The sequence below is a fragment of the Paenibacillus sp. OK060 genome, assembly GCF_900101205.1.
Classification (GTDB): domain Bacteria; phylum Bacillota; class Bacilli; order Paenibacillales; family Paenibacillaceae; genus Paenibacillus; species Paenibacillus marchantiae.
On record NZ_FNFR01000002.1, the window covers coordinates 767,053 to 788,857 of the forward strand.

The 21,805-nt window shown below is 43.7% G+C and carries 22 protein-coding genes; 6 read left to right on the top strand and 16 right to left on the bottom strand.

What is annotated here, in order from left to right; translation table 11 throughout:
* Positions 1-124 precede the first annotated feature (124 nt).
* Positions 125-931 (bottom strand): helix-turn-helix transcriptional regulator, encoded by an 807-nt coding sequence (locus BLS14_RS09685; protein WP_090951320.1) that lies wholly within the window; start codon positions 929-931, stop codon positions 125-127.
* A gap of 165 nt (positions 932-1,096) precedes the next feature.
* Between BLS14_RS09685 and BLS14_RS09690 the strand changes: the two genes are divergently transcribed.
* A complete protein-coding gene (locus tag BLS14_RS09690; RefSeq protein WP_090951322.1) occupies positions 1,097-2,629 on the top strand; it encodes a hypothetical protein in 1,533 nt (510 codons plus the stop codon).
* Positions 2,630-2,764: 135 nt separating this feature from the next.
* On the opposite strand, the gene BLS14_RS09695 is transcribed toward BLS14_RS09690, so the two are convergent.
* From BLS14_RS09695 to BLS14_RS09710, 4 genes are all read right to left on the bottom strand, one after another.
* Positions 2,765-3,838: an ankyrin repeat domain-containing protein gene (locus BLS14_RS09695; protein ID WP_090951325.1), complete on the bottom strand. Its 1,074-nt coding sequence runs from the start codon at positions 3,836-3,838 to the stop codon at positions 2,765-2,767.
* A gap of 199 nt (positions 3,839-4,037) precedes the next feature.
* Positions 4,038-5,363: an MFS transporter gene (locus BLS14_RS09700; RefSeq protein WP_256336323.1), complete on the bottom strand. Its 1,326-nt coding sequence runs from the start codon at positions 5,361-5,363 to the stop codon at positions 4,038-4,040.
* 28 nt (positions 5,364-5,391) lie between these two features.
* Positions 5,392-6,156, bottom strand: a complete 765-nt coding sequence (locus tag BLS14_RS09705) for an ABC transporter ATP-binding protein (RefSeq protein WP_090951328.1) — start codon at positions 6,154-6,156, stop codon at positions 5,392-5,394.
* A gap of 10 nt (positions 6,157-6,166) precedes the next feature.
* On the bottom strand, positions 6,167-8,503 hold the full coding sequence (locus BLS14_RS09710; RefSeq protein ID WP_090951331.1) for an ABC transporter permease: 2,337 nt from the start codon (positions 8,501-8,503) through the stop codon (positions 6,167-6,169).
* A 350-nt stretch (positions 8,504-8,853) separates the two neighbouring features.
* Between BLS14_RS09710 and BLS14_RS09715 the strand changes: the two genes are divergently transcribed.
* The gene (locus BLS14_RS09715) at positions 8,854-9,804 is read left to right on the top strand and encodes a serine hydrolase domain-containing protein (RefSeq protein WP_256336324.1); all 951 of its coding nucleotides are present in this window, start codon (positions 8,854-8,856) and stop codon (positions 9,802-9,804) included.
* A gap of 117 nt (positions 9,805-9,921) precedes the next feature.
* Here the strand turns inward: BLS14_RS09715 and BLS14_RS09720 are convergent, their stop codons facing one another.
* Together BLS14_RS09720 and BLS14_RS09725 are read right to left on the bottom strand one after the other, a co-directional pair.
* Complete coding sequence (locus BLS14_RS09720) at positions 9,922-10,653, bottom strand: DUF1361 domain-containing protein (RefSeq protein ID WP_090951337.1); 732 nt, start codon at positions 10,651-10,653, stop codon at positions 9,922-9,924.
* 34 nt (positions 10,654-10,687) lie between these two features.
* Entirely contained in the window at positions 10,688-11,221 is a 534-nt protein-coding gene (locus tag BLS14_RS09725; RefSeq protein ID WP_090951341.1) for a hypothetical protein, read from the bottom strand.
* 131 nt (positions 11,222-11,352) lie between these two features.
* On the opposite strand from BLS14_RS09725, the gene BLS14_RS09730 reads away from it, so the two are divergent.
* The gene (locus BLS14_RS09730) at positions 11,353-11,997 is read left to right on the top strand and encodes a spore coat protein (RefSeq protein ID WP_063563222.1); all 645 of its coding nucleotides are present in this window, start codon (positions 11,353-11,355) and stop codon (positions 11,995-11,997) included.
* A 216-nt stretch (positions 11,998-12,213) separates the two neighbouring features.
* The gene (locus tag BLS14_RS09735; protein WP_090951345.1) at positions 12,214-13,170 is read left to right on the top strand and encodes a hypothetical protein; all 957 of its coding nucleotides are present in this window, start codon (positions 12,214-12,216) and stop codon (positions 13,168-13,170) included.
* Between the two features lie 146 nt (positions 13,171-13,316).
* Here the strand turns inward: BLS14_RS09735 and BLS14_RS09740 are convergent, their stop codons facing one another.
* Both BLS14_RS09740 and BLS14_RS09745 read right to left on the bottom strand, forming a co-directional pair.
* Positions 13,317-14,243 carry a sigma-70 family RNA polymerase sigma factor gene (locus BLS14_RS09740; protein WP_090951347.1) on the bottom strand — a complete coding sequence of 309 codons (927 nt, stop codon included), beginning with the start codon at positions 14,241-14,243 and terminating at the stop codon, positions 13,317-13,319.
* Positions 14,244-14,280: 37 nt separating this feature from the next.
* Positions 14,281-14,727 (bottom strand): carboxymuconolactone decarboxylase family protein, encoded by a 447-nt coding sequence (locus BLS14_RS09745; RefSeq protein WP_072733365.1) that lies wholly within the window; start codon positions 14,725-14,727, stop codon positions 14,281-14,283.
* A gap of 357 nt (positions 14,728-15,084) precedes the next feature.
* On the opposite strand from BLS14_RS09745, the gene BLS14_RS09750 reads away from it, so the two are divergent.
* A complete protein-coding gene (locus BLS14_RS09750) occupies positions 15,085-16,131 on the top strand; it encodes an aromatic ring-hydroxylating oxygenase subunit alpha (protein WP_090951350.1) in 1,047 nt (348 codons plus the stop codon).
* Positions 16,132-16,255: 124 nt separating this feature from the next.
* On the opposite strand, the gene BLS14_RS09755 is transcribed toward BLS14_RS09750, so the two are convergent.
* Positions 16,256-16,960, bottom strand: a complete 705-nt coding sequence (locus BLS14_RS09755) for a cupin domain-containing protein (RefSeq protein WP_063563142.1) — start codon at positions 16,958-16,960, stop codon at positions 16,256-16,258.
* Positions 16,961-17,181: 221 nt separating this feature from the next.
* Here BLS14_RS09755 and BLS14_RS32295 point away from each other — a divergent pair, with 221 nt between their 5' ends.
* Positions 17,182-17,475 carry a hypothetical protein gene (locus BLS14_RS32295; RefSeq protein ID WP_143021529.1) on the top strand — a complete coding sequence of 98 codons (294 nt, stop codon included), beginning with the start codon at positions 17,182-17,184 and terminating at the stop codon, positions 17,473-17,475.
* A gap of 100 nt (positions 17,476-17,575) precedes the next feature.
* Here BLS14_RS32295 and BLS14_RS09765 read toward each other — a convergent pair whose 3' ends face one another.
* From BLS14_RS09765 to BLS14_RS09790, 6 genes are all read right to left on the bottom strand, one after another.
* Positions 17,576-18,187: an SMI1/KNR4 family protein gene (locus tag BLS14_RS09765; protein ID WP_090807313.1), complete on the bottom strand. Its 612-nt coding sequence runs from the start codon at positions 18,185-18,187 to the stop codon at positions 17,576-17,578.
* Between the two features lie 26 nt (positions 18,188-18,213).
* Entirely contained in the window at positions 18,214-18,636 is a 423-nt protein-coding gene (locus BLS14_RS09770) for a hypothetical protein (RefSeq protein ID WP_256336325.1), read from the bottom strand.
* A gap of 59 nt (positions 18,637-18,695) precedes the next feature.
* Positions 18,696-19,997 (bottom strand): hypothetical protein, encoded by a 1,302-nt coding sequence (locus BLS14_RS09775; RefSeq protein WP_090951355.1) that lies wholly within the window; start codon positions 19,995-19,997, stop codon positions 18,696-18,698.
* Positions 19,998-20,000: 3 nt separating this feature from the next.
* Positions 20,001-20,753: an SMI1/KNR4 family protein gene (locus BLS14_RS09780; protein ID WP_072733369.1), complete on the bottom strand. Its 753-nt coding sequence runs from the start codon at positions 20,751-20,753 to the stop codon at positions 20,001-20,003.
* A 70-nt stretch (positions 20,754-20,823) separates the two neighbouring features.
* Positions 20,824-21,381: a hypothetical protein gene (locus tag BLS14_RS09785; protein WP_090951358.1), complete on the bottom strand. Its 558-nt coding sequence runs from the start codon at positions 21,379-21,381 to the stop codon at positions 20,824-20,826.
* Positions 21,381-21,800: a hypothetical protein gene (locus tag BLS14_RS09790; RefSeq protein ID WP_063563149.1), complete on the bottom strand. Its 420-nt coding sequence runs from the start codon at positions 21,798-21,800 to the stop codon at positions 21,381-21,383. The genes BLS14_RS09785 and BLS14_RS09790 overlap by 1 nt, the downstream gene beginning before the upstream one ends.
* Positions 21,801-21,805: the final 5 nt, after the last annotated feature.

A 21,805-nucleotide genomic window follows, 5' to 3' on the forward strand; every position in this document is an offset into this window, starting at 1 on the left:
GTGGTTCCCTCTTTTCGTTAATAAATAGAAAGATATTGAACTTGTATTCATTCTATTTCACGAACAGAGACCCAACCACAGTCTGTTTATGCTAGTACTAGAATTACCACCCTGATCGTTATTGTCACTCCACAACGGGGATGTACACACAACAATGAATACCTGACTGTTCGTTAAGATTGCTCATGGAAAAGATATCATAGGCATGGGCAATACCATCCGTCCGATCTGTTGTCTCGAGAAAGATCCGGTTGACTTTTTTCTGTTTAATCTGGTGCAGGCTCCAAATGTTTTGAAAATCCGTGCTTTCTTCGGTCAATTGTTGAACTATCTTGTAAAACTCAGGTTCACTCGGGTACTTGTCATAGTACGTACGAAACACCGCTACCGAATGCCGTGCAAATTCATCCCAATTATGCATACGTTCCCGGAGCGTTGCATCTAGAAATAACATTCGCATCATGACACGGTCGTTCACGTTCATCGAGGAAAAGTCAAAAAGCTTCTCATTCGCTGCCTCATTCCATGCAAGTACTTCAGACCTTTCATTCGTAATAAATGAAGGGTATGCAAGTTGACTAATGATACTCTGCCATCCCCCTTCGAGATGTGAATAGGAGGCAGGGAATTCATGCTCTGCATTGGGGTCCCATAAACGAAATAGGTGTCCCTTCTCTTCCTCACTTAACTGGAGTGCACCCGCTATACTTTCCATAACCTCTCTAGACGAGTTAACCTCTCTCCCCTGCTCAAGCCACGTATAATAAGTTGCACTGACACCCGCAAGCACGGCAACTTCCTCACGTCTTAATCCCGGCGTTCTGCGTTGTCCATACGATCCGGTGATCCCTGCTTGCTCTGGCTGAATCCGGCTCCTCCGAGATTTCAAAAATTCACCTAGTGTTTTACTTCGGCTAATACCAGTAGTCATGAATAACCTCCCTTAGATATTCAGATTTCTATGAATTCAAATACGGCTCTATCCAAAATGGATGTGATTGAACGCCTTTGATATAATTCTTTTATCATCATTTTGCAAAATCCTTAGTTTACAAGAAGCTTAGCATTGATTTATGCAGAACGAAAGGAGCACAACATGGTCCCAACGATCGGAGACATTTACTGTGTATACGTCGAAAGTTTACAACATTATGCTGCCTGCCAGGTAACTGATCTGAAAGAAACCGGGAGTAAGGGGTCCCGCCAGCTTGCCGCAATCCTGCAATTGGACTGGACAGGAGATCAGCCGCCCGATGAAACGGAACTTCTGGATATGAAACCGTTGAGCTGCAATTACTATTTTTGGAAAGCCAATTGGGATCACAGCTTCGTGAATGCTGAGGTTCCAACGCATTATGTTCTTGCAGGTAATCGGGCTCCACTCATAACGGAAGAAACCCGAAGTTATAGCGCAGGATGGCAGATCGGAGAGAGTCTGTATCGGCAACATCAATGGGATGCCATCGATGAATCACGAAGGGAACACTTCAAACAAGCTGCCGAAGACTATAGTGAAATTCCACTAGGTGATGCAATGGTGAGAAAAAATACCAGTATCCTGCGCAACTTCAGACCAACTTCTGCCGAGGATGTCGTCGCACTAGTCCAGTTTCCTTGTCTTACACATATCGAAATGTGTGGATATACGGAAGACATTATTCCTTTTTTGGAGCAGAATCCCTTAATATATGAACTTCATATTCATGAACATGGACAAACCGCGCTGGATTTAAGCAAAACACATCTAACCAAACTTGTGCTGGATATGAACCGTGTGAACAGCTTGACTCTTCATTCCAGGATCGAGTTTTTAAGCTTTATGGGAGACGTGTCCCCTGACTTGCATGTGAATGCTTATGAAGAAGGCCACCAAATGACGTTGAATGTAGCAGCGACCGTACCTCAGATTACAGCGTTATCTCGGCTTGGAGGTTTGTATGTTCGAGATATTACGGAGCTTGATTTGCAGCCTGTTGTACATACTTATCCTGAGCTTTCAGAATTAAGATTGTGGGGAAAACCCGGCAACGTAAGCAATATACAGTCAATTCAGCAATTGACCTCTTTGCAGACCTTATCCATGAACGATCTTTTTGGATTTAAAGGAGAAGATTTCCCTGGCCCCGAGCAGCTTCCCGAACTAAGTACACTCAGGCTGACCAGCCTTCCCTCAGACGCCGCCAAAACCATTAAGGCAAACTATAAAAAGGCAGCTCAAACCCGAATCGATCTGGAGATTGGCAAACCACGCAAACCGGAATGGCTCGCAGAGAATCTAACGAACCCTTTTCGAGACTGGGACGTACGGGATCATATAAAGTCTGCTCATGCCAAGAAGGCAGCGCAACTGTACAAACAATGTCTCAAGGAAATTCGCCAGCTGGCTCAAAGTCAGATAAGCAACGAATTTATCCAGAAGCAGCTATCTTCTATGGTTGAAACCTACACGCAAACCTTCAACAAAATGGATTCCAAAACTGGCTTTATTGAAACGATTGAACGTGAGGAAATCTATGTTGTGCTTGCGAGCTTGCTTGATCAATTGGAACAGGAACTTGGCAATGAGCGTACTATTAAAGTTAACCGTGAGGCGTTATATGAGGTGTTTGATCAGTTGAGGGATTTCTAATTTGTATTGCAAATTCTAATCAATCGAACAAGAAATACAAGAAAAAAACCAGGTTCATTAGAATCTGGCTCTTTCTTGTTAATTTACATATACATCAATGATTGAATATTTAATAATTGCATTATCCAAACTTAGTTACATTTGATCGAAGAATTCTGTGATCCGCTTACCCGGGTCAGCTAGAAACTCAGGGAACGTGCATATATTTCCATGCTCCTGATGTTCAATATCAGCGTAACCAATCATTTTTTTGCTGGGATTCCAGACGATCAGAATATGGGAGTACTGCTCCACGTCAGAGGATATGCGCAGCAGTTTCTGTCTGCCCAGCTTCATTTCTACGGTATCGATCAGATGGAAGAATTCGATGTATCCCACGCCGGACGGATTGTCCGGCAAGTCGATTCTGCGGGGACCTTCCGTTAGAAAACGGATTAATGCATCAGGCAGTTTGTACGATTTGAGCACATGCAATTTATTGCTCAAATTGTGAAATTCTTGCGGTTCATGAGATTTCAAATACTCTGCCATTTCTGCGTTCTTCTGACTAATCGCAATCGTGTATGCTCGTTCCCCGTCCTTCTCCTGAATGGTTACATCCGCCCCATGTTCCACTAGGAATTTAACCATCTTCATATTATTGTTGCGAGCCGCTACCGTAAGCGGTGTGGCCTTATAGGGATACACCATATCAGGTTCATTATAGTTAATATCTACACCCTCATCCAGCAAGTACTGAATGGTTTGCAGATCGTGGTCTGACACTGCTCTTCGCAGTGTTTTTCCTCCGTATTTTCGAATATCCAATCCTAGTTCTTTCACAACGGCTATATTCTTTTTGTTACCGTAATAGGCTTCATCATATGCATTCGACTTCACCTTGCTCAAACCGTTCAATTTGGCACCCTTCTGATGCAGATATCGGATGATTTCTTCCCCGCCATATCTGACCGCCTTAAGGATCGCTGGATTATCCTTTACATTCAAGTTTGCTCCGTGCTCCACCAAAAGCTTGACCACTGGAAGTTGATTGGTAATAAGGGCAATATCCAATGGCGTAAATGCTATGTATTTGCTGAGCGTAATCTCTTTTTCGAGATCCATGCCCTGTTTAATGAATTCTTCTACAGCGATAACGTCTCCCTTGTAAATCGCCATGGCGTGATCAGGCAACGTTTCAAACGTACCTTGGTTTCCGATTTTGAACAAAAGGCGTAACCTCCATCTGGTTAATATCTACACGACTAAAAGCTTCTGATGCTCATTATAATTAGTATACCTGCTATCCTTTTTATTTGTACAAACCTCTACCAAAATCATGATTCCAGTCCTAAAGCCTTTCAAACAAACCAGCCCCGAAACATAAAATTCCGGGGCAAGCATCCTCCTTTAAACTACACCAACTCAATCAATCATGCGCTAAATTCGTTGGGTCTGATGGCACAATATCAATCCCCTTCTCTAACCCCTTAATGGATTTAAGTTGAGAAGTGATGACTGCAATAACGATAACAAACACCCCTGCAATAATAAACAACAACGCAATGCCTCTTCCAGGACCAACGCCGATATATGATCCTACGGTCGAAGCTAGTGCTCCACCTTCCACCAAAAGCGGGTTGAAGACACGGTCTGCCAAAAAACCTGCGAGACTATAGGATACAATAAAACCCAATTGCGATAATATGCCGATGATTCCCCACACCCTACCTTGCTTCTCGTTGGATATGTTATTGCGCACCAATACATCTGCACTCATGTTGACAAAAGGCAGGGAGGCCAAAAACAGGAAACCTGCAAAGATAATGATAAAAATATTGGTGGAAAATCCCAAGAGGGAGAATGATATTCCGGACATAACCAGACCCAGAACAAGTATTTTTGAATATTTTTTACTCATGGTGAACATGCCAATGCACAGGCTGCTAATCAGCATACCGATCGCGCTCACAGATAGAAACGTGCCAAGCATCCTTGAATCCGAAAATGATAAGATCATAGGACCAATGAGTGTCTCAAGAAATCCAAGATAAAACGTGATGATTGAAATAATAATGACGAGCAGAAGCACGCCTTTATTCGTCGTGACTTCAATCCAGCCATCGTTTAGCTCAACAAGCCAAGGCTTCCTCTCATCATCGCTTCGCGCTGCTTTAATGCTTTTCCGGATAACAAGCACCGCTAGAATGGCAACCATATACGTCAACATATTAATGACCAGAATGACTTCAATGGTTGTTATACTGAGCAGAATTCCCGCTAGAATGGGCGAAAATAGAAACTTGGATGATTCGGCGAGCTGCATCAGCCCGCTGCCCTTTGAATATTGATCTTTATCGAGTAAATCGGTGGCTGAAGCCTTATAGGCTGGACTTTGAATAGCCGAGAACACGGAACTGAAAGTGACCCCAACATAGAGATACCATAGTTCAATATTTCCGATCAGGATCATGATCCAGATAAAAACGAGACCACCGGCAGAACCAAGATCACCTATGACCATCAGCATGCGCCGGTCAAAACGATCTGCAAGGACTCCACCTATAGGACGCAACAAGATATTAGGCAAAAAGGTAAACAGTGTAATCAGCGCCACAGCTGTCGCCATATGGGTTTTCTCAAATGCGTACACTCCAAGGGAGAATGCCGTCATTCCGATCCCCATTGTAGATATGAGCTGTCCGAACCATACCATCAGAAATTTGCCAAATGACTTGTTCTCCATCTGTTTCATTGGATAAACCCCTCTCCAATTAACCGTGTTAGAACCCTTGATCCGTTAGCCATTTACCTAAGCTGCTCTCTCTCGTTTTAAGGTCATGCTGTTTGTTAAACTTGCCCATGTTACGATCTGCCACCAGTTTGCCGTCCATCATGAATAAAACCCGTTCAGATCGAGCTGCGACTTTGACATCATGGGTAACGATTAATATCGTTGTTCCAGAAGCATTAATGTCTCCAAGAATATCCATGATTTCATTGGTTGAACGTGAATTCAGTGCTCCCGTGGGTTCGTCGCCAAACAGAATATCAGGCTGATTGATCAGTGCCCTGCAGATGGCGATCCGTTGCAATTGCCCACCCGATGCCTGAGTGATATTGTGGTTGGCCAGTTCATTAATCCCCATTTTTTTCATCAAATTGAGTGCTCGTGTATTAATGGAATCTCTACTGCTTTTTTTGGCCAGATAAGCAGACAGAATGATATTGTCGAGTAGATTCAGATTTTTCAACAGATGTATGTTCTGAAATATAAATCCCATCTTGTTCAAGCGAAGCTGTGCCAATTCTTTCTCCGAGAAATCCGAAATTATCTTGCCAGCAAAATAAACACTCCCGCTACTTACCTGATCCATGCCGCTGACATTGTATAACAAGGTTGATTTTCCTGATCCCGACGGGCCCATAATCGAGACAAATTCGCCCTTCTTCAATTGAAAATTAATATCCTTCAAAATAGGATGCTTCTCACGCTCACCAGTACTGTACGATTTGTTCACGTTTTTGGCTTCCAGGATTATAGTCATGGTTGTCCCCCTATTCGATAATCATTTTGGAAATGCTGGATTCTTTGATTGATTGAATACTGATTAGAGCGGTACAGATAATCGTTGCTGCCAGCAGCAGCGGACAAAGTACGTACGCCTGTAGCGGGTCAATGACAAAAAACATATGAGACGCTCCGAAAGAAGCCATTATTGCACTGATCAACCACTCGCCTGCAGTATTCGATAGCACGGTTCCTACAAAGACGCCAACACCCAAAACAATAAGGGACATTGATACATATTTGAATTTAATTGTGGAGATGGAAAATCCCAGACTTCTGAAAATCGCGATATCACCGCTGTCCTTTGCGACAAGCATTTTCAGGAATAATGATGTAATCAAGATCGTAACCAATACTGCTACAACAAGCGCCAACACCGTAACCAGCTTAAGCTGATGAATCGTTCCTCCAAGTGTTTGATATAAGTAGCCTTGCAAATCGGTCACCTTTGCAGGTGAGAACGCTTGCTCATATTCCGCAATTTTATCTGAAGTCTTACTGCCGTCATCTTTCAAATCCAAACTTACGACATACCAGAGCACACGATCCTTGTTATAGGGCAGCCGTGCTTTGGCAGTCTTTCCACCGTTGGTCACATCCTGATATACACCACTGACGGTCATTGTTTTTTCCTGTCCATTTACGACCAGTACCAAGGAATCTCCCGTCTTCTTCTCCATATCACTACTGTTCGCATCAGACAAAGCAATTTCATTTTCATTTTTCGGTGCCGCACCGTTTACATAAGACAAAGGAAAAACATCAAAATCACCTGTCTCTACGCTTAAATGATCATAGCTACCTTCACTGTTCAACACTTTGAATTGGCTTGTGACAAGGGGTGAGTATCGAAGTACGTTCTTATCCTTTTGAACATAATCAATTAATTCAGCGTAACGCTGTTCGATATCTTCAGAGTGCCTCAGATCAATACGCATATCGCTTTGACCTACACCCATGTAAGAAATGAAGCTAGGAGCTTGTAACGTATGGAGGAAATTTATAGGTACGATCATAATAAATGAACTTATAATAAACACAAACAACAGCAAACGGAACATTTTAATTCGTTGGATGACTTCTTTTAAGCTCAGAAAAACCGGAACTGATAACCACCGATTTTGGGACAAATTTAGTCTGTTTTGACTTATTCTCGTCTCACCCATACTGCCCGAACGTAATGCCTCAACAGCTGAAATGTGATTAAAACGCCGAAGCACACGGTTGCAGAAAAATACAACGATGGCAAATATGAAGACAGCCGCAAACAATGTTATGCCGTAGTGCAACCATGTCTTGGGAGCTGCCCCCATGTAGAGCAACATATTGGACATGAACAAACGGTTAACCCATAGTGATGCTAGAAATCCTACGATAGAGCCCAATCCTGCCATAACAACATATTTGCTCAAGTAGAGTTTCTTAATATTACGCTCGGATATGCCGATAGCTTTCATGACGCTAATCTCTCGATAATCTTCTTCAATAGTTGCGAGCATAGTGAAACGAATGCAGAGTAAAGCGATCACAATCAAGATCAAACTGACCAGAATGACTATAGCTGCGACTACCCCATCCGTCAACGCATTCAACAACTGAAACAGATTGTAGTTCACAATAGGACCAGCGTTCGGCAAACTCGTATTTTGATAGGCTTGGGTAAAGTCGCTAATCATCTTGGAATCTCTAAGTCGAAATTCAATCAGATACTCCGACTCTCCCGTATTTTGTTTCAAGGTTTGGAATTCACTCTGACTGATGACAAAACGTTTGGAGTGAATGATCGATGGATTCATTTGAGCATCACGTACAAATTCCACAATCTTGTATGTTCTGCTGAAAGAACCGTCTTTAATATGAATACGGTCACCAATGCTCAATTTCTTCTGCTGCAAGTAGTAAACGGGAACCGCGATTTCTCCATCATTCACCTGCACAATCTCACTATCCAGATTCAGCAGAAAATCAAAATCCTGATTTTGTACAACAAAATCAAGATCCATGATACTGTTTTTCTGGGCCTCCGCTCCAAAAAACAAATGAGAACCGTCAATGTTAATCATTTCTACGATCTGGTGTTTATCTACCATTTCATTTGTCTGTGCCCATGTATTCACCTTCATTATATCCAGTTTACCTGCATGCATTTGCACAACATGAGGCGTCTTGGATTCTGTAAATAAATAGTGAATTGAATTGGTTAACTCCATAATCATTCGTGTACCTGAAGAAACAAGTAAAGCCGCTAGTAAAATAAAAACAAATAGAGCGATGTTGATTCCTTTTTTCCTAAAAAGATCATTTCTCAACATACGTAATAGCATGAATAACACTAGCTCCTTTGTATGGAACACTACTTTGGAATAATCAGGTACACTTTATGTAATTAATTTTTGCCGATATGTCCAACCCTACAGACCAAAGCTCATGTTCCTCTTTTTCTGTAAAATAACCCCATTTATTATGTGACCCGATTGTATCAATAAATATGAACAACTGAATCAGTCTGCGGTCCAGTTCTTACTAATCCCTGAGTCTGAGTGAGGTGGATGAATTGAGAACTTATTTATTCCTATGCTATGATAATGATTCAAACCTTTTTCTAATGAATACTCAATTTATGGGTAAGTCCCAAATAAGAAAGGACACTATGAATCCTTCATCCATACCATCCATGTTGCATCAAATGATCCCACCGCTGGATCTGCGCAGTTGCTTAGTCAGCGTACGTGGTGAAATCATTTACGAACACTACCGTAATCAAGAAGCAGCTACCCATATTGCAAAAATCAATTCCTGCACCAAAAGTGTATTGTCCGCGCTCATCTGTATTGCTATGGATCAAGGGGTGCTGCCTGAGGCTGACACGCCGATCTCCACCTTTTTCCCACAGCTGGTATCAGACTCTGACCCCCGCAAACCTGAAATAACGTTAGAGCAGTTATTAACCATGACAGCCGGATTCAACTGGGACGAATTCGGAGGACAGAATTCATTTCCGCGTATGACGCGTACGGATTACTGGGTGAAGTTTGCGTTGGAGCAACACTTAAGTCATGTGCCAGGTACATATATGGAATACAATTCAGGGGTATCGCAGATATTGTCTGCCATCCTCATGCAAAGTACAGGTATGTCCGTAGCTGGGTTCGCGGAACGTTACTTATTTGGCCCGTTGGGGATTCAACAGTATGAATGGGAAAGTGACCCACAAGGTGTACATACCGGGGGGTTCGGTTTAAAAATGTTGCCGCAAGATTTACTAAAATTCGGACAACTGTTTTTGCAGCAGGGCATGTGGAACGGGCAGTCGCTGATTTCGAGTGATCTTGTTAGCCGCTCTACAAAACCTGCCATTTCGGTTACTCCACCCAATCATGGTAGTTACGCTTGGCATTGGTGGGTGGATGCTTATACCAACGAAACTTCAGAAGCTAAAGTTGCGGAACAGCCCACTTCCATACTCCACTATTATTACGCCCGTGGATTTGGTGGTCAATTTGTATATATCGTCCCGGCTCTGGAACTCGTTGCTGTGCTCACCAATGACAAACGAAAGAAGGAAAAACCTCCACTGGATGTGTTCCCCAAGCGGATTGCTCCTGAACTGTTAAAATGCTTGTAGCTTTCTTCGTTTTCATTTAATGGGTAATAAATAACCCCCAACCGTTAGGGAGTTTTCCCGAATAGTTGAGGGTTATTTGATTCGGCTTTATTAGAACTAGACATGCCAGGCTCTCGATTATCGCAAGCCTTGCAGTTCAGCCTCTGAACTTCCTACCTCCGTCTTTCTATCACGGTAAGATCTGGTATTAATTAGATAGTATAACGTTGCGTAGATCGTAAGAATAAACGTGCCAAAGAACATACAGAAAGCCAGCGATGGACGACTTACACTCTCATGCATAAGTTCAACCAGCGTCTCTCGATTGGTTAACGCATCCCAGCTGTTCAAGCGATAAACACGTCCCAGCAGAACACCGTAACTCCCCAGTGCACAACCCGCTAGCACAAATATCCATGAAAACCATCGTCCCAGTTTGTGATGGATCACTTCCTGAAGCTGATACATCGAAAGAAATCCGAGCAATAAACCCGTCCAAACGAACATCAAAACCACAATTAAGTCATACCAGTACTTGTAGTCCAATCCATTGCCTCCGCCATAATAGCGGGAACTGCGTGCCGTCAGGTGGACAAGATCCGTTACAATGTAGGAAGAGTTCGGGAAGAACAATAGCCAGAGCAGTCCGCTTGCAACGGCAAACCATGTTGCCCCTTTCCACTTAACATGGCTAAAGCCATAGGCCACATAGGAAAATACAAAAGGAATCCAGCCCAAAAACAGATTCCAGATAAGGAAGCGAAAATAGCGCTGATTCAGCCAATCCGCAGCCGCGTAATACAAACCTAGAGTCACCACTGTGACCACACTAAGGAAAATAAATACTTTGATATAATTCAGTTTTCTCAATGATATTTACCTCACTTGATCCAATGAAATACATTCAGTTCCGAAAATAACGGATAATCTCTTCCTTGTTCTTTTCCACACGCAGATTCAGTCCACGTTTATCCTTCAACCCATATTGCTGTAGTTCATGTCCCGGATCAAGCACCAACGGTTTTGTTACTACATCCTCCAACAAGTTCATTGTCAGTTGATAGGCTTCACGCAGCTTATCCACCGAAATAATCGATTCATATCGCTTGATCAACTCAATCAGACGTTCCGCATAAACTAGACGCACCATACTGTCCGCACTCGTCAGTTGTCTTGATGCGAATGCTGTGACTGCGGCAATAATCAGCGGATTTGCATGATATCTGGCAATCGACGTAAGCTCATCAACCGCGTCCCAGTTCATGATGGATAATTCAGAGGTTAACTGACCTATTCTTTCTTCCATCCATGTCTGCTCCAGCTCTTGCGGCACATCCCATTGTTTATATTCTGCATAAACACCACCACGATGCATCTGAACAGCGCTCCCATAATGTTTAACGAATAACGCTTTGGGAACACTCCAATCGATTTCCATCCAACCACCACCATACCTGTCTCTATTTTCGCTTATAACCAGCACACATTACATAAATTTACTGTTGAAGACCATACTAGGATCATACCATTTCCCAAAGGAGAATCAAATTCACAATGAATCCAAATTCAATGCAGCCTCCAGACCGAATACAACCAGCTAACAACACAAATTCAGACTTCACACCCCACTTGAACCATGGCGGGCATGAAATGTTTGATATGCATGAAATTCTGTCAGGAGCCATCAACGTATTGGATCAATACATGATCTTCAGGACGTTTGTACAAGATACTGAACTTCTTCATATTCTTGATCGTCAATACAACTTCATGTTATCCCAATATAATCTGACTGCAGAATGTTTCTCAACCGGGCACAAGCCTCATCACGAGACTGCAACCTACATGATTCCGAACATCGTGCAACCTGTGTATGGCCTCAAGCCGTCCGCTCCGAAAAAGCCAAATCAATCCCTTTCGGATGTCAAAGATGCAGGCATCAGCGGTCATATGCTGGGATTAATCAAGTCTCACGCCTCTTTGCTGGCTATGTCTGCACCTGAAATTACGAATGGCGCCGTACGCCGGGTCATCGCTTCGCAGGTTCAACAGTTTATCGAGATGGCTTACGAAATTTTCACGTATCAAAATCAACATGCCTACTATCAAGTGCCTCAACTCAGTACAAATGATACCACACAGATGCTTCAGGCCTACGTTCCAGCAAACGGCACACCTCAGATGCCAATCAACAATAAACCACCTCTCCATTAATTTAAAATAAGCTTAATCAACAAAGAACAGTATCTTCAACCCACTCAAGGTTGAAAGATGCTGTTCTTTGTTATTTCCAGAATCAACTAATGTTTACAGCATGTCTTGAATAACACATTTTATTTTAAAAGAATTCTCCCTTGATTCGATTACCAGAAACTGGTTTAATCAGAATGTGGTCACAATTACTCATTATGTAACATGGGAGGTTTTTGAATGCGATTGAATCCATCGATTAAACTTGGTTTTCTAGCCATTACATTAAGCTTTACGGCCATCAGTGCAACTCTGATAACATCCCAAACTACATTGGCTGCACCTGTCCCAGCTTCCAAAGCGGTATATCATCAATTTCAAATGTATTCAAAAAATGCAGTGAAATCCACGCCCAGCCTGGTTCAGGCACGTAAATATCTATTGAATCATATCGATGAAGTCGGACCTTGGCAGGCCACTTTGATGACCCTTCAACTGGAGAATTTGCAAAAGATCAGACTGGCTGACTTGGATCAAAAAATGTATACGGAACTGTTTCAAAGCGTTCTCTATGAAGCCCATTCCAACATAGGTTATGAACAAAAGCTTACATATAGCAATCTGCTCAAAGTGATTAAAGATCCGACGGTTCGCAAGCTCTTGCAGGAAGCCTCCGATCTGGGATTCAAACTGGAAACTAGTGAAGGTCTATACTATCCCATCATCAATTATGAGATGTACAAAAAGTTTCAGCCCTACGTGAAACCTGACATTGTTGCTTACATTGATATTATGGCTGCGGAATCCAACCAGCCCACAACTTCCGATGCGGCCTTTATCATAACCTGGGATGAACTCATCCGGCGTACTCTAGAGAAGGAAGCTTTCCTGAACAACTTCCCAAGCTCTAATCGTACGTCAGCAGTTAAGAATTCACTGTACGTTGGTTACCTGTTTTATGGAAGTGATAACTCTCCCGCCTATGACTGGTACACGGAAGAAGAAATTCGTACTATCGATCCAGAAGTGAAAAAAGCATATGAAAAGGCTGTGGCAAATAGGGAGACTAACACGAAGAGTGTACTTCTGGATACAGTGGAGAAGATTTTGCATCTTCTCGATAAGAGTAACGACGAACTTACCCCAGAAATCAGAGAGATTACTGACCATGTTGAAAGCCTGTTTGCCAATAATTAATAAATAATAACCGGTCCAAAATGGATGTTGTTAGTTCACAATAAAATTAGCTACAATCTCAAAGCTAAAAAGAAGCGGCACTCCTCTTTACAGGATGTGCCGCTTTAACATGCCTTGAGCCCTTCTTATTCCATTCCAGAAAAGTATTATCTCGATACCGATGTAAGTTTGTCTGGATTCACAACGAGATAGAACCCCTCAATTCGCTCTCCAAGAGAGTCCAGTTCCAAACACAGAACTTCGGACAACTGTCCGTTTTCCAGTAACACAAGGTGCTGCTCTCCGTTGATAAATGTAGGCACCCACTCTCGTTTTCGCAATCGGGTAAGCACCCGGCGAGAGGTCAACAAGGCGAGTACACCCTTACGAACCCTCATCGTTCTCATGACCGTATGCACACGTCCACCGCCATCTGCCGTAAATACCGGTTGTTCAGCAAGCAGCTCCAGCATCTCGGAGACATCATAATTCAGAAAAGCCGTTGTAAAACGAGCCAGCAATTGCTCTTTTGCAGCATAATCTGCAGAACTCTGTTCCATCGGCGGAAGTCTATCGGGAAGCTTGCGTCTCGCCCGGCTAAAGATCTGACGGCAGTTGCTCTCTGATTTGCCCAGCCAATCCGCTATTTCCGTATATTCATACTGGAATGCCTCACGAAGTACAAAAACGGCGCGCTCCATTGGGGAAAGCTGTTCCAGCATAACCAGATAAGCGTAAGAGATCATCTCCTTCTGCTGCACGGTTTCTTCCGGGATGTTACCCATTTTACCGTCACTCATCGGCTCGGGAAGCCATTCTCCAACATAACTTTCCCTTTGATTGCGGGCAGAGTTTAGCAGATTCAGACTTCGGTTTACGATTAGTTTAGCAATATAGGACTTGGCATTACGGATATCATCAAGAGACTTGCTCTGAAGCTCTGCAAAACAATCCTGCACAATATCTTCAGCCTCCACAACACTGCCAAGCATGCGGTAAGCAATGGAAAAGGCATAGGCTTTGTAACGAATATACAATTCACCAACTTCCAGAGAAGGCACTTCTGGCTCATTGGTGAGGGAATTGAATTTCATGAGAATGGCCTCCTCTGGCAGATGGTAGAATGTTTACTTAATTAAAGCAGCCTGGATACATCCCTGTTGTAATGGCAATCCGGTTCCAGCTATTAATCGTGTTGATCGCCATGATCAGATCCACCAGTTCGGCCTCACTGAAATGTTCTCTAACTTTTTCATACAATTCAAGTGGTACGCCTTGTTCCGAAATTAGTGTTACGGCTTCAGCCAGCTCCAGCATAACACGTTCTTTTTCTGTAAACAAAGGCACCTCGCGCCACACGCTCAGCAACAAAATGTGATCGGCATAATCTCCAAGCTTCAACAGATCTTTAGCATGCATATCAAGACAGAACGCACAACTATTGATTTGGGATACACGGATTTTCAGTAGCTCATATAACGGTTTGTCTTCAAACTGACCTGAAATGTGCTGCTCCAATGCCATCATTGCTTTGAAAGCACCCGGGTTAGCCACTCTATAATTCACTCTTAAACTCATTGCATTCGCCTCCGTATTTTGGTCTACAATCTTAAGACAAACCAAGGCTCACATTTGTGACATTTTTCTATAAAAAATTTCTTCAGCATACTCAGGCACAGAATATAGCTCGATTAACAATTAAGTAATTAATCTGCGTGGAGCATAACCGACATGAATATAGTTCACGTAAAGCGTTATGTATAAACAGGAGTTTCCGTATTTATGTTAGCTGTTTGATGTTTTGTTTGTGATTTTGAACAAATAATCATTATACATATTGATACACGAAACAAAAGAGTAGTAACATACGGCTACAAAGTAAACTTTCCTGACATGAAAAAGAACGATTCATTATCCTAGCAAGGAGTGATTTCCATGATAACTTCCAATTCCAATCCTCAACTTACATCTGAACTGCCTCGCGGTTGCACGTTCTCCGCAGAAGACTGGCATGTATTATCTCAATATTGGTATCCCATTGCCCAGGCAAGCGAAGTGACAGATAAACCACTTGCCGCTCAATTGCTTGATGTCCGTTTGGTCCTGTATCGCAGCAACGACAAAGTTGTAGTTGCCAAGGATCTTTGTTTTCACCGTGGTGCTCCGCTCAGTAAAGGCTGGGTAGAAAATGGGGAAATTGTCTGCCCATATCATGGTTTCCGTTACAACTGTGAGGGTAAATGTACCGCTGTACCTGCACACCCCAGCTCCAAAATTTCTCCCAAATTGAAGCTTATCGTATATCCTGCAGTCGAACGTTATGGCCTGATTTGGACTTCACTCGCCGGTACCGACGAGCAGATTCCCGCATTCCCGGGATGGGATGATCCAGATTATATCAACATCTTGCCCCCGAACTTTGATATCGCAGGTTCTGCTGGACGTCAAATGGAAGGGTTTCTGGATGTATCCCATTTTGCCTACGTGCATACCGAAACGTTCGGCGACCGGAACAACACCGAAGTGCCCCAATACAAAGTAAAACGCGAAGGCAATGAACTGCTTGCCGAATACTGGAGTTCTGTCAGCAACTATGGCAAAGGTCAGGATAATGTCGCACCCGAAGGTTTTCAGTGGCTGCGTGAATTCCGGGTATTTCCGCCATTTGCCGCATCACTTACGGTTCACTTCCCGGAGAACGACAAACTTAACATTCTTAACTGTGCCTCTCCCATCTCAGCACGTTTTACGCGGTTGTTCTGTCCGATTACCCGTAACTTTGACAAGGATGCTCCGATTGAAGATACAATTAAGTTTAACTTGCAAGTATTTGAGGAAGATCGGGAAATGGTGGAATCACAGAAGCCAGAGGATTTGCCACTGGATCTGCATGCAGAAGCGCATATTCCCGCAGACCGTACCTCTATCGCTTATCGTCAGTTATTGACAGAGCTTGGTTTGGGACGAAATTACACATCATAAATTGAAAACAAATGGACAAAAAAAGAAGCGTTTCTACGAACGCTTCTTTTTTGTATAATTGCTACACTTTCACTCGTGATAATGTACTGGGTTTTCCCCCATTTAAATGCCTTATATCGTTCACTTACCCTTGATTATTCGTGTTCACAGGAGGTTCTGTATAATACGGACAGCCTGGTTCGTGAATAATGCGGGGATCAACCCATGTTCCCCAATATGGAAGGCGATTCACATAAGGCTGCACGTTGGGATGGCTATTCGAGTTAGGCATGTTGGTGCTCGGGGAAACTTGAGTAACACAGTCCACTGGCGGACCAACAATTACCGTTTTTTGAATTGGAGCAAGCGTTTCCTTCACCTTGTTCTCATCCAAACAATACGTATGAGCCAGAACACTCGCAGGTGTCAGCCGTAAAATATCCGAGCCAAATATGGCTTCAGGAACCGGGGCATCGAAGATAGCCAGCAGATGAGTCTGATCTACCGTTGCAATTTCATAGTGCCACCAGCCTTGCGGAACATTCGCTACTTGACCCGGTGTGATCGTAAAATTCAACAACTCTTTGGTAAACGGGTTAATAAGGGAAACGACCGCTGAACCACTGATACAATACACCAGCTCGGATGCATTCTGATGAATATGAGGATCAACCACATTGCCCGTGCTAAGAAAAATGTCCAGCAAGGATACGTTACCCAATGTGTTTAATTGCTGAATGGAGAGAACATTAATATAGTTATTTCCGTCTTTTTGGAAGAAAGAATTCTGGTTCACGTCAGCTGTAAATTGGGTGGTAGGTGAGGTGAAGTCCATATAAGAGGTTGCCAAAATAAAACGCCTGCCCTTCGCTCTCGGTTTAGGTGATAACCTATAACGCCAGCTTATGCTCTGGGCTTCTATGCGTGAGCCCATTTATGCTGCAGGGTTACGACACAGCTACCAAATCATATCCCCCTTCACTCATACCACGTTCTATTAACCCCTCTGTGTCACTCCATTGCATCGCAGCATAGGCTAATATCATCAATCAAACACTGGAGGCATGCATCATGGCATACGGACCTGGTTCAGTTCCTATCCCGCCAACTGCGGGTTATCCTTACCCTTATTATCCACCGCCACCCTATCCATACCCCTACCCTTATCCATATCCCTATCCACCCATCGTACCGTTTCCGCTGCCCTTTCCCATCGGACATATCGGAGGCCCAGGATGGCATGGCGGTTACCCGGGAGGTCCGCACGGTCCATTCCCTGGAGGCGGCTATCCGGGCGGACCACATGGCGGAGGACCCGGGGGCCCTGGTGGACCTGGCGGAGGTTTCCACGGCCATCGTTTCTAATGGTAAAATAGCAATGCAGGAGCTGCTGTCGGCAGCTCCTGTCTTTGTTCAACTTTCTTTAAAATATCCAATGCCCTTCTGTTGAACAGATTCTACCTGCTCAATACTCAATCTCATCCATAATCTTCAGATTACGGTTGGACACTTCCAGCAAGTCTGTAAATGTCTCAGACACATAATAAACAAAGTCCGGATCATGCACATACATAATCACTTGCCCATAGGTTCCTTTCTCTGTCGGATCAAAATCAAGCATCAAATACAGCGAGCCTCCCGCCATCGTTGCAAAAGGAATCCACTCTTTATGGAATAAGTAGGGCTTAATCTCCGGGTCTAGTTTGCTGATCTCTTCGTCAGAATAGTACTCGTCCAATTTCTCATCTACTTCACAGAAATATTGTTTGGTTTCCCGAATTTCCTTCAATGACATCAGATAAAACGGATTACATTCCTCTGCTTCCGCATCACCCGGATACAAGATATGAAATGCATAACCACTGCCGTCTTTACTCTTATAGAAGGAACGGAAATCCTCCGGCAGCCGGACGCCATACTCTGTTTCAAATGCATTTAGACTTTGCTCAGAGGCACCCTCCCGATGCTGGTATTCGTCGTATAACTGCCGATTTTCATCATCATGGATTTTTTCGTTCAGGAGCTCATTCAACGCATCAAACAAATCATTCCATTTTGCATTAGCCTCAGGTGTCATACACACCCCTCCCTTTTCAACTCTTTTCAACCCGTTCCCGCACATATTCCTGATATCCCCAGAACGCCTCTTCTTCCCCTCCCTCCGTCTTCGATCAGAACCATAACAGCGTAGGAAAACAGATCCAGCCACCGTTCCATCAATGCAATCTGTTCATTTGAGATCAATTGATTACTCTGCAACATTCCTTCAGGTTCGACGGCCCATGCACGTCCAAGGTGGGTAATTCCCCATAGTGAAGCCATAATTTCACGATCCAGCGTAGGTTGTTTTAGTTCAGGAGCCAAAACATGCAAGATTTCCATGAGTTCAAGAAAATTTTCCTCATTCAGGTTACCGCGAAAGGGGCGCAAGCTACCAAGAAAACCGGTTTCCATTGTCGAATGATTCAGATCATCGCAGGCAAAGGCATGACATTTCAACAAAATCACTGCTTCTTCACGCTTCATTTAAACCTCCACTTTACCCAACCTTACTTTATCCAGTCTTGATCTTCAATCATTGGTGTTCACCAATGTAAAGGTTCTTCTCCACGCCATAACACGTAGCGCTCAATTTCACGGAGGGTGCCTGTGCCTATACCATACTCATCCATCTGATCAGAGTTAAGATCAAGAATATGCAGCATGCCCCCGAACGTCCCCACTGCAAGCTTGGACTGGTCAGGCGAGATCGCCAAGGAATAGATGGTGCTGCCTACAAAATGTCTCCACACTTCCTGCCCATCACCATTCACACAATATAAATATCCGTATGCGTCACCAAGCACCATACCTGCATCCAATTCTACTGCAGCGTAAACACGGGCATTCTCATCCATTACAGGCCAATCTTCCTTACTCTCATTACCATCGATCGTTTCCAGCTGAACTTGTATTGTAGCACCGTTATAAAAGTGACATGCATTAAACCACACCTTCAAGCTGTCTGCGGTGAAAACCGCATAATGAGGATAGCTGGATTCAGGATAAAGCGAATATGTCTTATTCTGTTCGCGATCCAGAACCATATGGTTACTAACCTGGCTACCGTAGGCAATCCAGCGACCGTCACGTGAGACTGCGGCATGACCCATATCAATCTGTGTATCTTCCAACTCATATTCTTCGATTTCTGCAGGATCCGGGTGCAGCAGGGATACCTGGTCTTGCTCTACCAGGTAGATTCCATAATTGGAGAAAATAAGAACGGATTTCCCATCATTGAATGGAATGAGTCCTTCAAGTGTGCGTTCCGGATGCTCACAGTCAGCAAGGGATTCGATGCGTGGCAAAGACTTCTGGATACTGGATTGGATATCTTCCCAGCGATACACCGCAAGCTCTTGTCCTTCCAGATGGCGATCTGGTTGTCTGATGATACGAATACCTTCTGATCCGGCCAGCGCATAGTCTCCACCGTCTGGCGAACAACCTGCGAAGGTATACTGAGAGAATAGCAACCATCCATGTTGATCAGCCGTATATACACAGCCATTCTCCGTGAAGGTGCTGGTTGTGAATACTATTGTTTCTGTGTTCAGATAACCTACTACCCGAACGGCCTGCATGAAAGATTGAAAATGTTCATTCAATGGCCATGTTGCAGCAGGCAGTTCAAGCCGAAGCCGTTTCAAATCCCCTTGAAGATTGGCTTGCTTCACCATCTCCCACACTCCAGTACTAATAGAAGCTCTGGCATCCTCCGCGAGCTCCGATTCATCCAGTTGCTCTCCTGCCATGCCTCTGCGTACAAATGCATTGACATCTTTTGCGTATCGTTTACCTTCACTTCGCCACGTTTCTGCAATATTTTCTCTCAACCAATTCAATTGTTATTCCTCCACTCCGCCTCTATTGATGACTGTACAATGATTTGCCAGCAAAAATTGATCCAGATCGTGATCCCTTGCACCTTCCGTCCCGTGCATCTCTTCATAGAAAAGCGCAATTTCCCTGCCGTTCGCATAATTAAAACGTAAATATCCACCCATGGAGACCATAAAAAGCTTACATGTGTACTCATTTTCCATCACTGCATCCCACTTGAATTTACTCTTACACAAATCGGCCAGTTCTTTCATGGAGCCTTCACGTTCAACGTTAACCAAATGGTAGAACGTGTGGTTTCGCAGCTCGTTCCACGGTTCAAAATACGCCGGGGTCAGCGGTTTATCCTGATGGTAATATCCGCAATAGATCCGGTCCAATGTCTCTCCAAAGTCAGCTTCTGAGCAAGTCCACAAGATAATATGCTCATCATGACGCGGGAGCCATAACAATCCCTTCACCTCTGGATGAATCGCCAGGAAATCACCATCCACCGAACTGCCGATACTGATGCACTCCTGAAGCTGATCCTGGGTAACCGGTGTATCCTCCGTGTGCATCCAAAAATCATATTCAGCAAAAGGTTTCAATACCTCCTGGTCCGGCCGCTGCACATTCATCCAGCCCGTATACGTGCCTTCCCCGTATTGTTCCAGCCATTGGCGATATGACGCAGGTAACGAGGTAGAATGCTGTTCTTCAAAATGATCCAGTTCCTTAGCCGGTATGGGCTTCAACGCACGAGTTACTATATACATTCACGACATCTCCCTACGATCGTTTCGTTCAATTCACCAGTCATTCAACCGGTCAGCAAATTCAACTAGCCTAAGCCAGTTCTTCCTGCACAATTTCGGTTATTACGCCTTTGCGGTTTACAATGCGTATGGCAAATGCATCATAGCCGTCACGTTTCACCTGCTCAAAATCCATGCGCTCTCCCGTAATTAATTCGTAGGTTCCGTCTTCATCTACATCTTCCACGAACTCATCATCCCACGGCACGTTGTAAAAGGCAGATAGTTGTACTTCAAATATATCTTCCCCTTCGACGTCCAGGTAGGGCCTTAGAGGCCTGTAATTCAGGTCTTCCTCCGGATATGTCTCACACAGCATCGCATCATAACCGTATTTGGCTGAATCGATGAGTAAGTAACGTTCCCCTGTTACGGTATGCTCTGCATATACAATGAGCGGTGTCGAATCATGCCAGGTTATCAGATCATCTTCGGTTAAGTCACCATAATAAAAAATATGGAACTTGTCATGTCCGTCGCTCGTCTGCAACTTGCCTTTCCATTCGACTTCATGAGTCTGAACATCCGAAATCTCCCGAACCAAACCTTCCAAATATGTAGGTCCTTTATGTACACCAAATAAATTCATCATCTCGCCTCCGCTTTATTCATTCGAATGGTTACGACTTTATGTTCTTCATCCACATCCAGCTTCACATCGATGTCCAACTTATCATAGAACAAAGCCGTAACGTTGATATAAGGATCACGAGCAGCTTCGCTGCCTCCATTGCTAGAACGACTCATCCCCTGATGAATAATGGATTGTACCAGCTGTCCATCCTCTTTTCCAGTATTTTGATAAGTATAAATCACCTCTTTGTCCTTATTATAAAAATTCAACAACGTTGTAAAATCTTTAGCATTAATATATTGCTTTTCGGATTTTACATATTCATTCTCTGTGGATTGATATCTCACTGTACCCGCCAGATAGGGATTATCTTCACTGGATCGAACATCAAACTCCTGATAAGCGATGTGAAAAAGGTATTGAATATGATTCACATTTT

Bases quoted from the DNA above. Each gene is read 5' to 3' on its own strand.
- BLS14_RS09710 (WP_090951331.1), bottom strand. From the start codon at position 8,503: ATGCTATTACGTATGTTGAGAAATGATCTTTTTAGGAAAAAAGGAATC.
- BLS14_RS09750 (WP_090951350.1), top strand. From the start codon at position 15,085: ATGATAACTTCCAATTCCAATCCTCAACTTACATCTGAACTGCCTCGC.
- BLS14_RS09765 (WP_090807313.1), bottom strand. From the start codon at position 18,187: ATGACACCTGAGGCTAATGCAAAATGGAATGATTTGTTTGATGCGTTG.
- BLS14_RS09705 (WP_090951328.1), bottom strand. From the start codon at position 6,156: ATGACTATAATCCTGGAAGCCAAAAACGTGAACAAATCGTACAGTACT.
- BLS14_RS09745 (WP_072733365.1), bottom strand. From the start codon at position 14,727: ATGAGTTTAAGAGTGAATTATAGAGTGGCTAACCCGGGTGCTTTCAAA.
- BLS14_RS09785 (WP_090951358.1), bottom strand. From the start codon at position 21,381: ATGAATTTATTTGGTGTACATAAAGGACCTACATATTTGGAAGGTTTG.
- BLS14_RS09735 (WP_090951345.1), top strand. From the start codon at position 12,214: ATGCGATTGAATCCATCGATTAAACTTGGTTTTCTAGCCATTACATTA.
- BLS14_RS09700 (WP_256336323.1), bottom strand. From the start codon at position 5,363: ATGAAACAGATGGAGAACAAGTCATTTGGCAAATTTCTGATGGTATGG.
- BLS14_RS09740 (WP_090951347.1), bottom strand. From the start codon at position 14,243: ATGAAATTCAATTCCCTCACCAATGAGCCAGAAGTGCCTTCTCTGGAA.
- BLS14_RS09725 (WP_090951341.1), bottom strand. From the start codon at position 11,221: ATGGAAATCGATTGGAGTGTTCCCAAAGCGTTATTCGTTAAACATTAT.
- BLS14_RS09685 (WP_090951320.1), bottom strand. From the start codon at position 931: ATGACTACTGGTATTAGCCGAAGTAAAACACTAGGTGAATTTTTGAAA.
- BLS14_RS09780 (WP_072733369.1), bottom strand. From the start codon at position 20,753: ATGTATATAGTAACTCGTGCGTTGAAGCCCATACCGGCTAAGGAACTG.
- BLS14_RS09690 (WP_090951322.1), top strand. From the start codon at position 1,097: ATGGTCCCAACGATCGGAGACATTTACTGTGTATACGTCGAAAGTTTA.
- BLS14_RS09715 (WP_256336324.1), top strand. From the start codon at position 8,854: ATGTTGCATCAAATGATCCCACCGCTGGATCTGCGCAGTTGCTTAGTC.
- BLS14_RS09770 (WP_256336325.1), bottom strand. From the start codon at position 18,636: ATGAAGCGTGAAGAAGCAGTGATTTTGTTGAAATGTCATGCCTTTGCC.
- BLS14_RS09730 (WP_063563222.1), top strand. From the start codon at position 11,353: ATGCAGCCTCCAGACCGAATACAACCAGCTAACAACACAAATTCAGAC.
- BLS14_RS32295 (WP_143021529.1), top strand. From the start codon at position 17,182: ATGGCATACGGACCTGGTTCAGTTCCTATCCCGCCAACTGCGGGTTAT.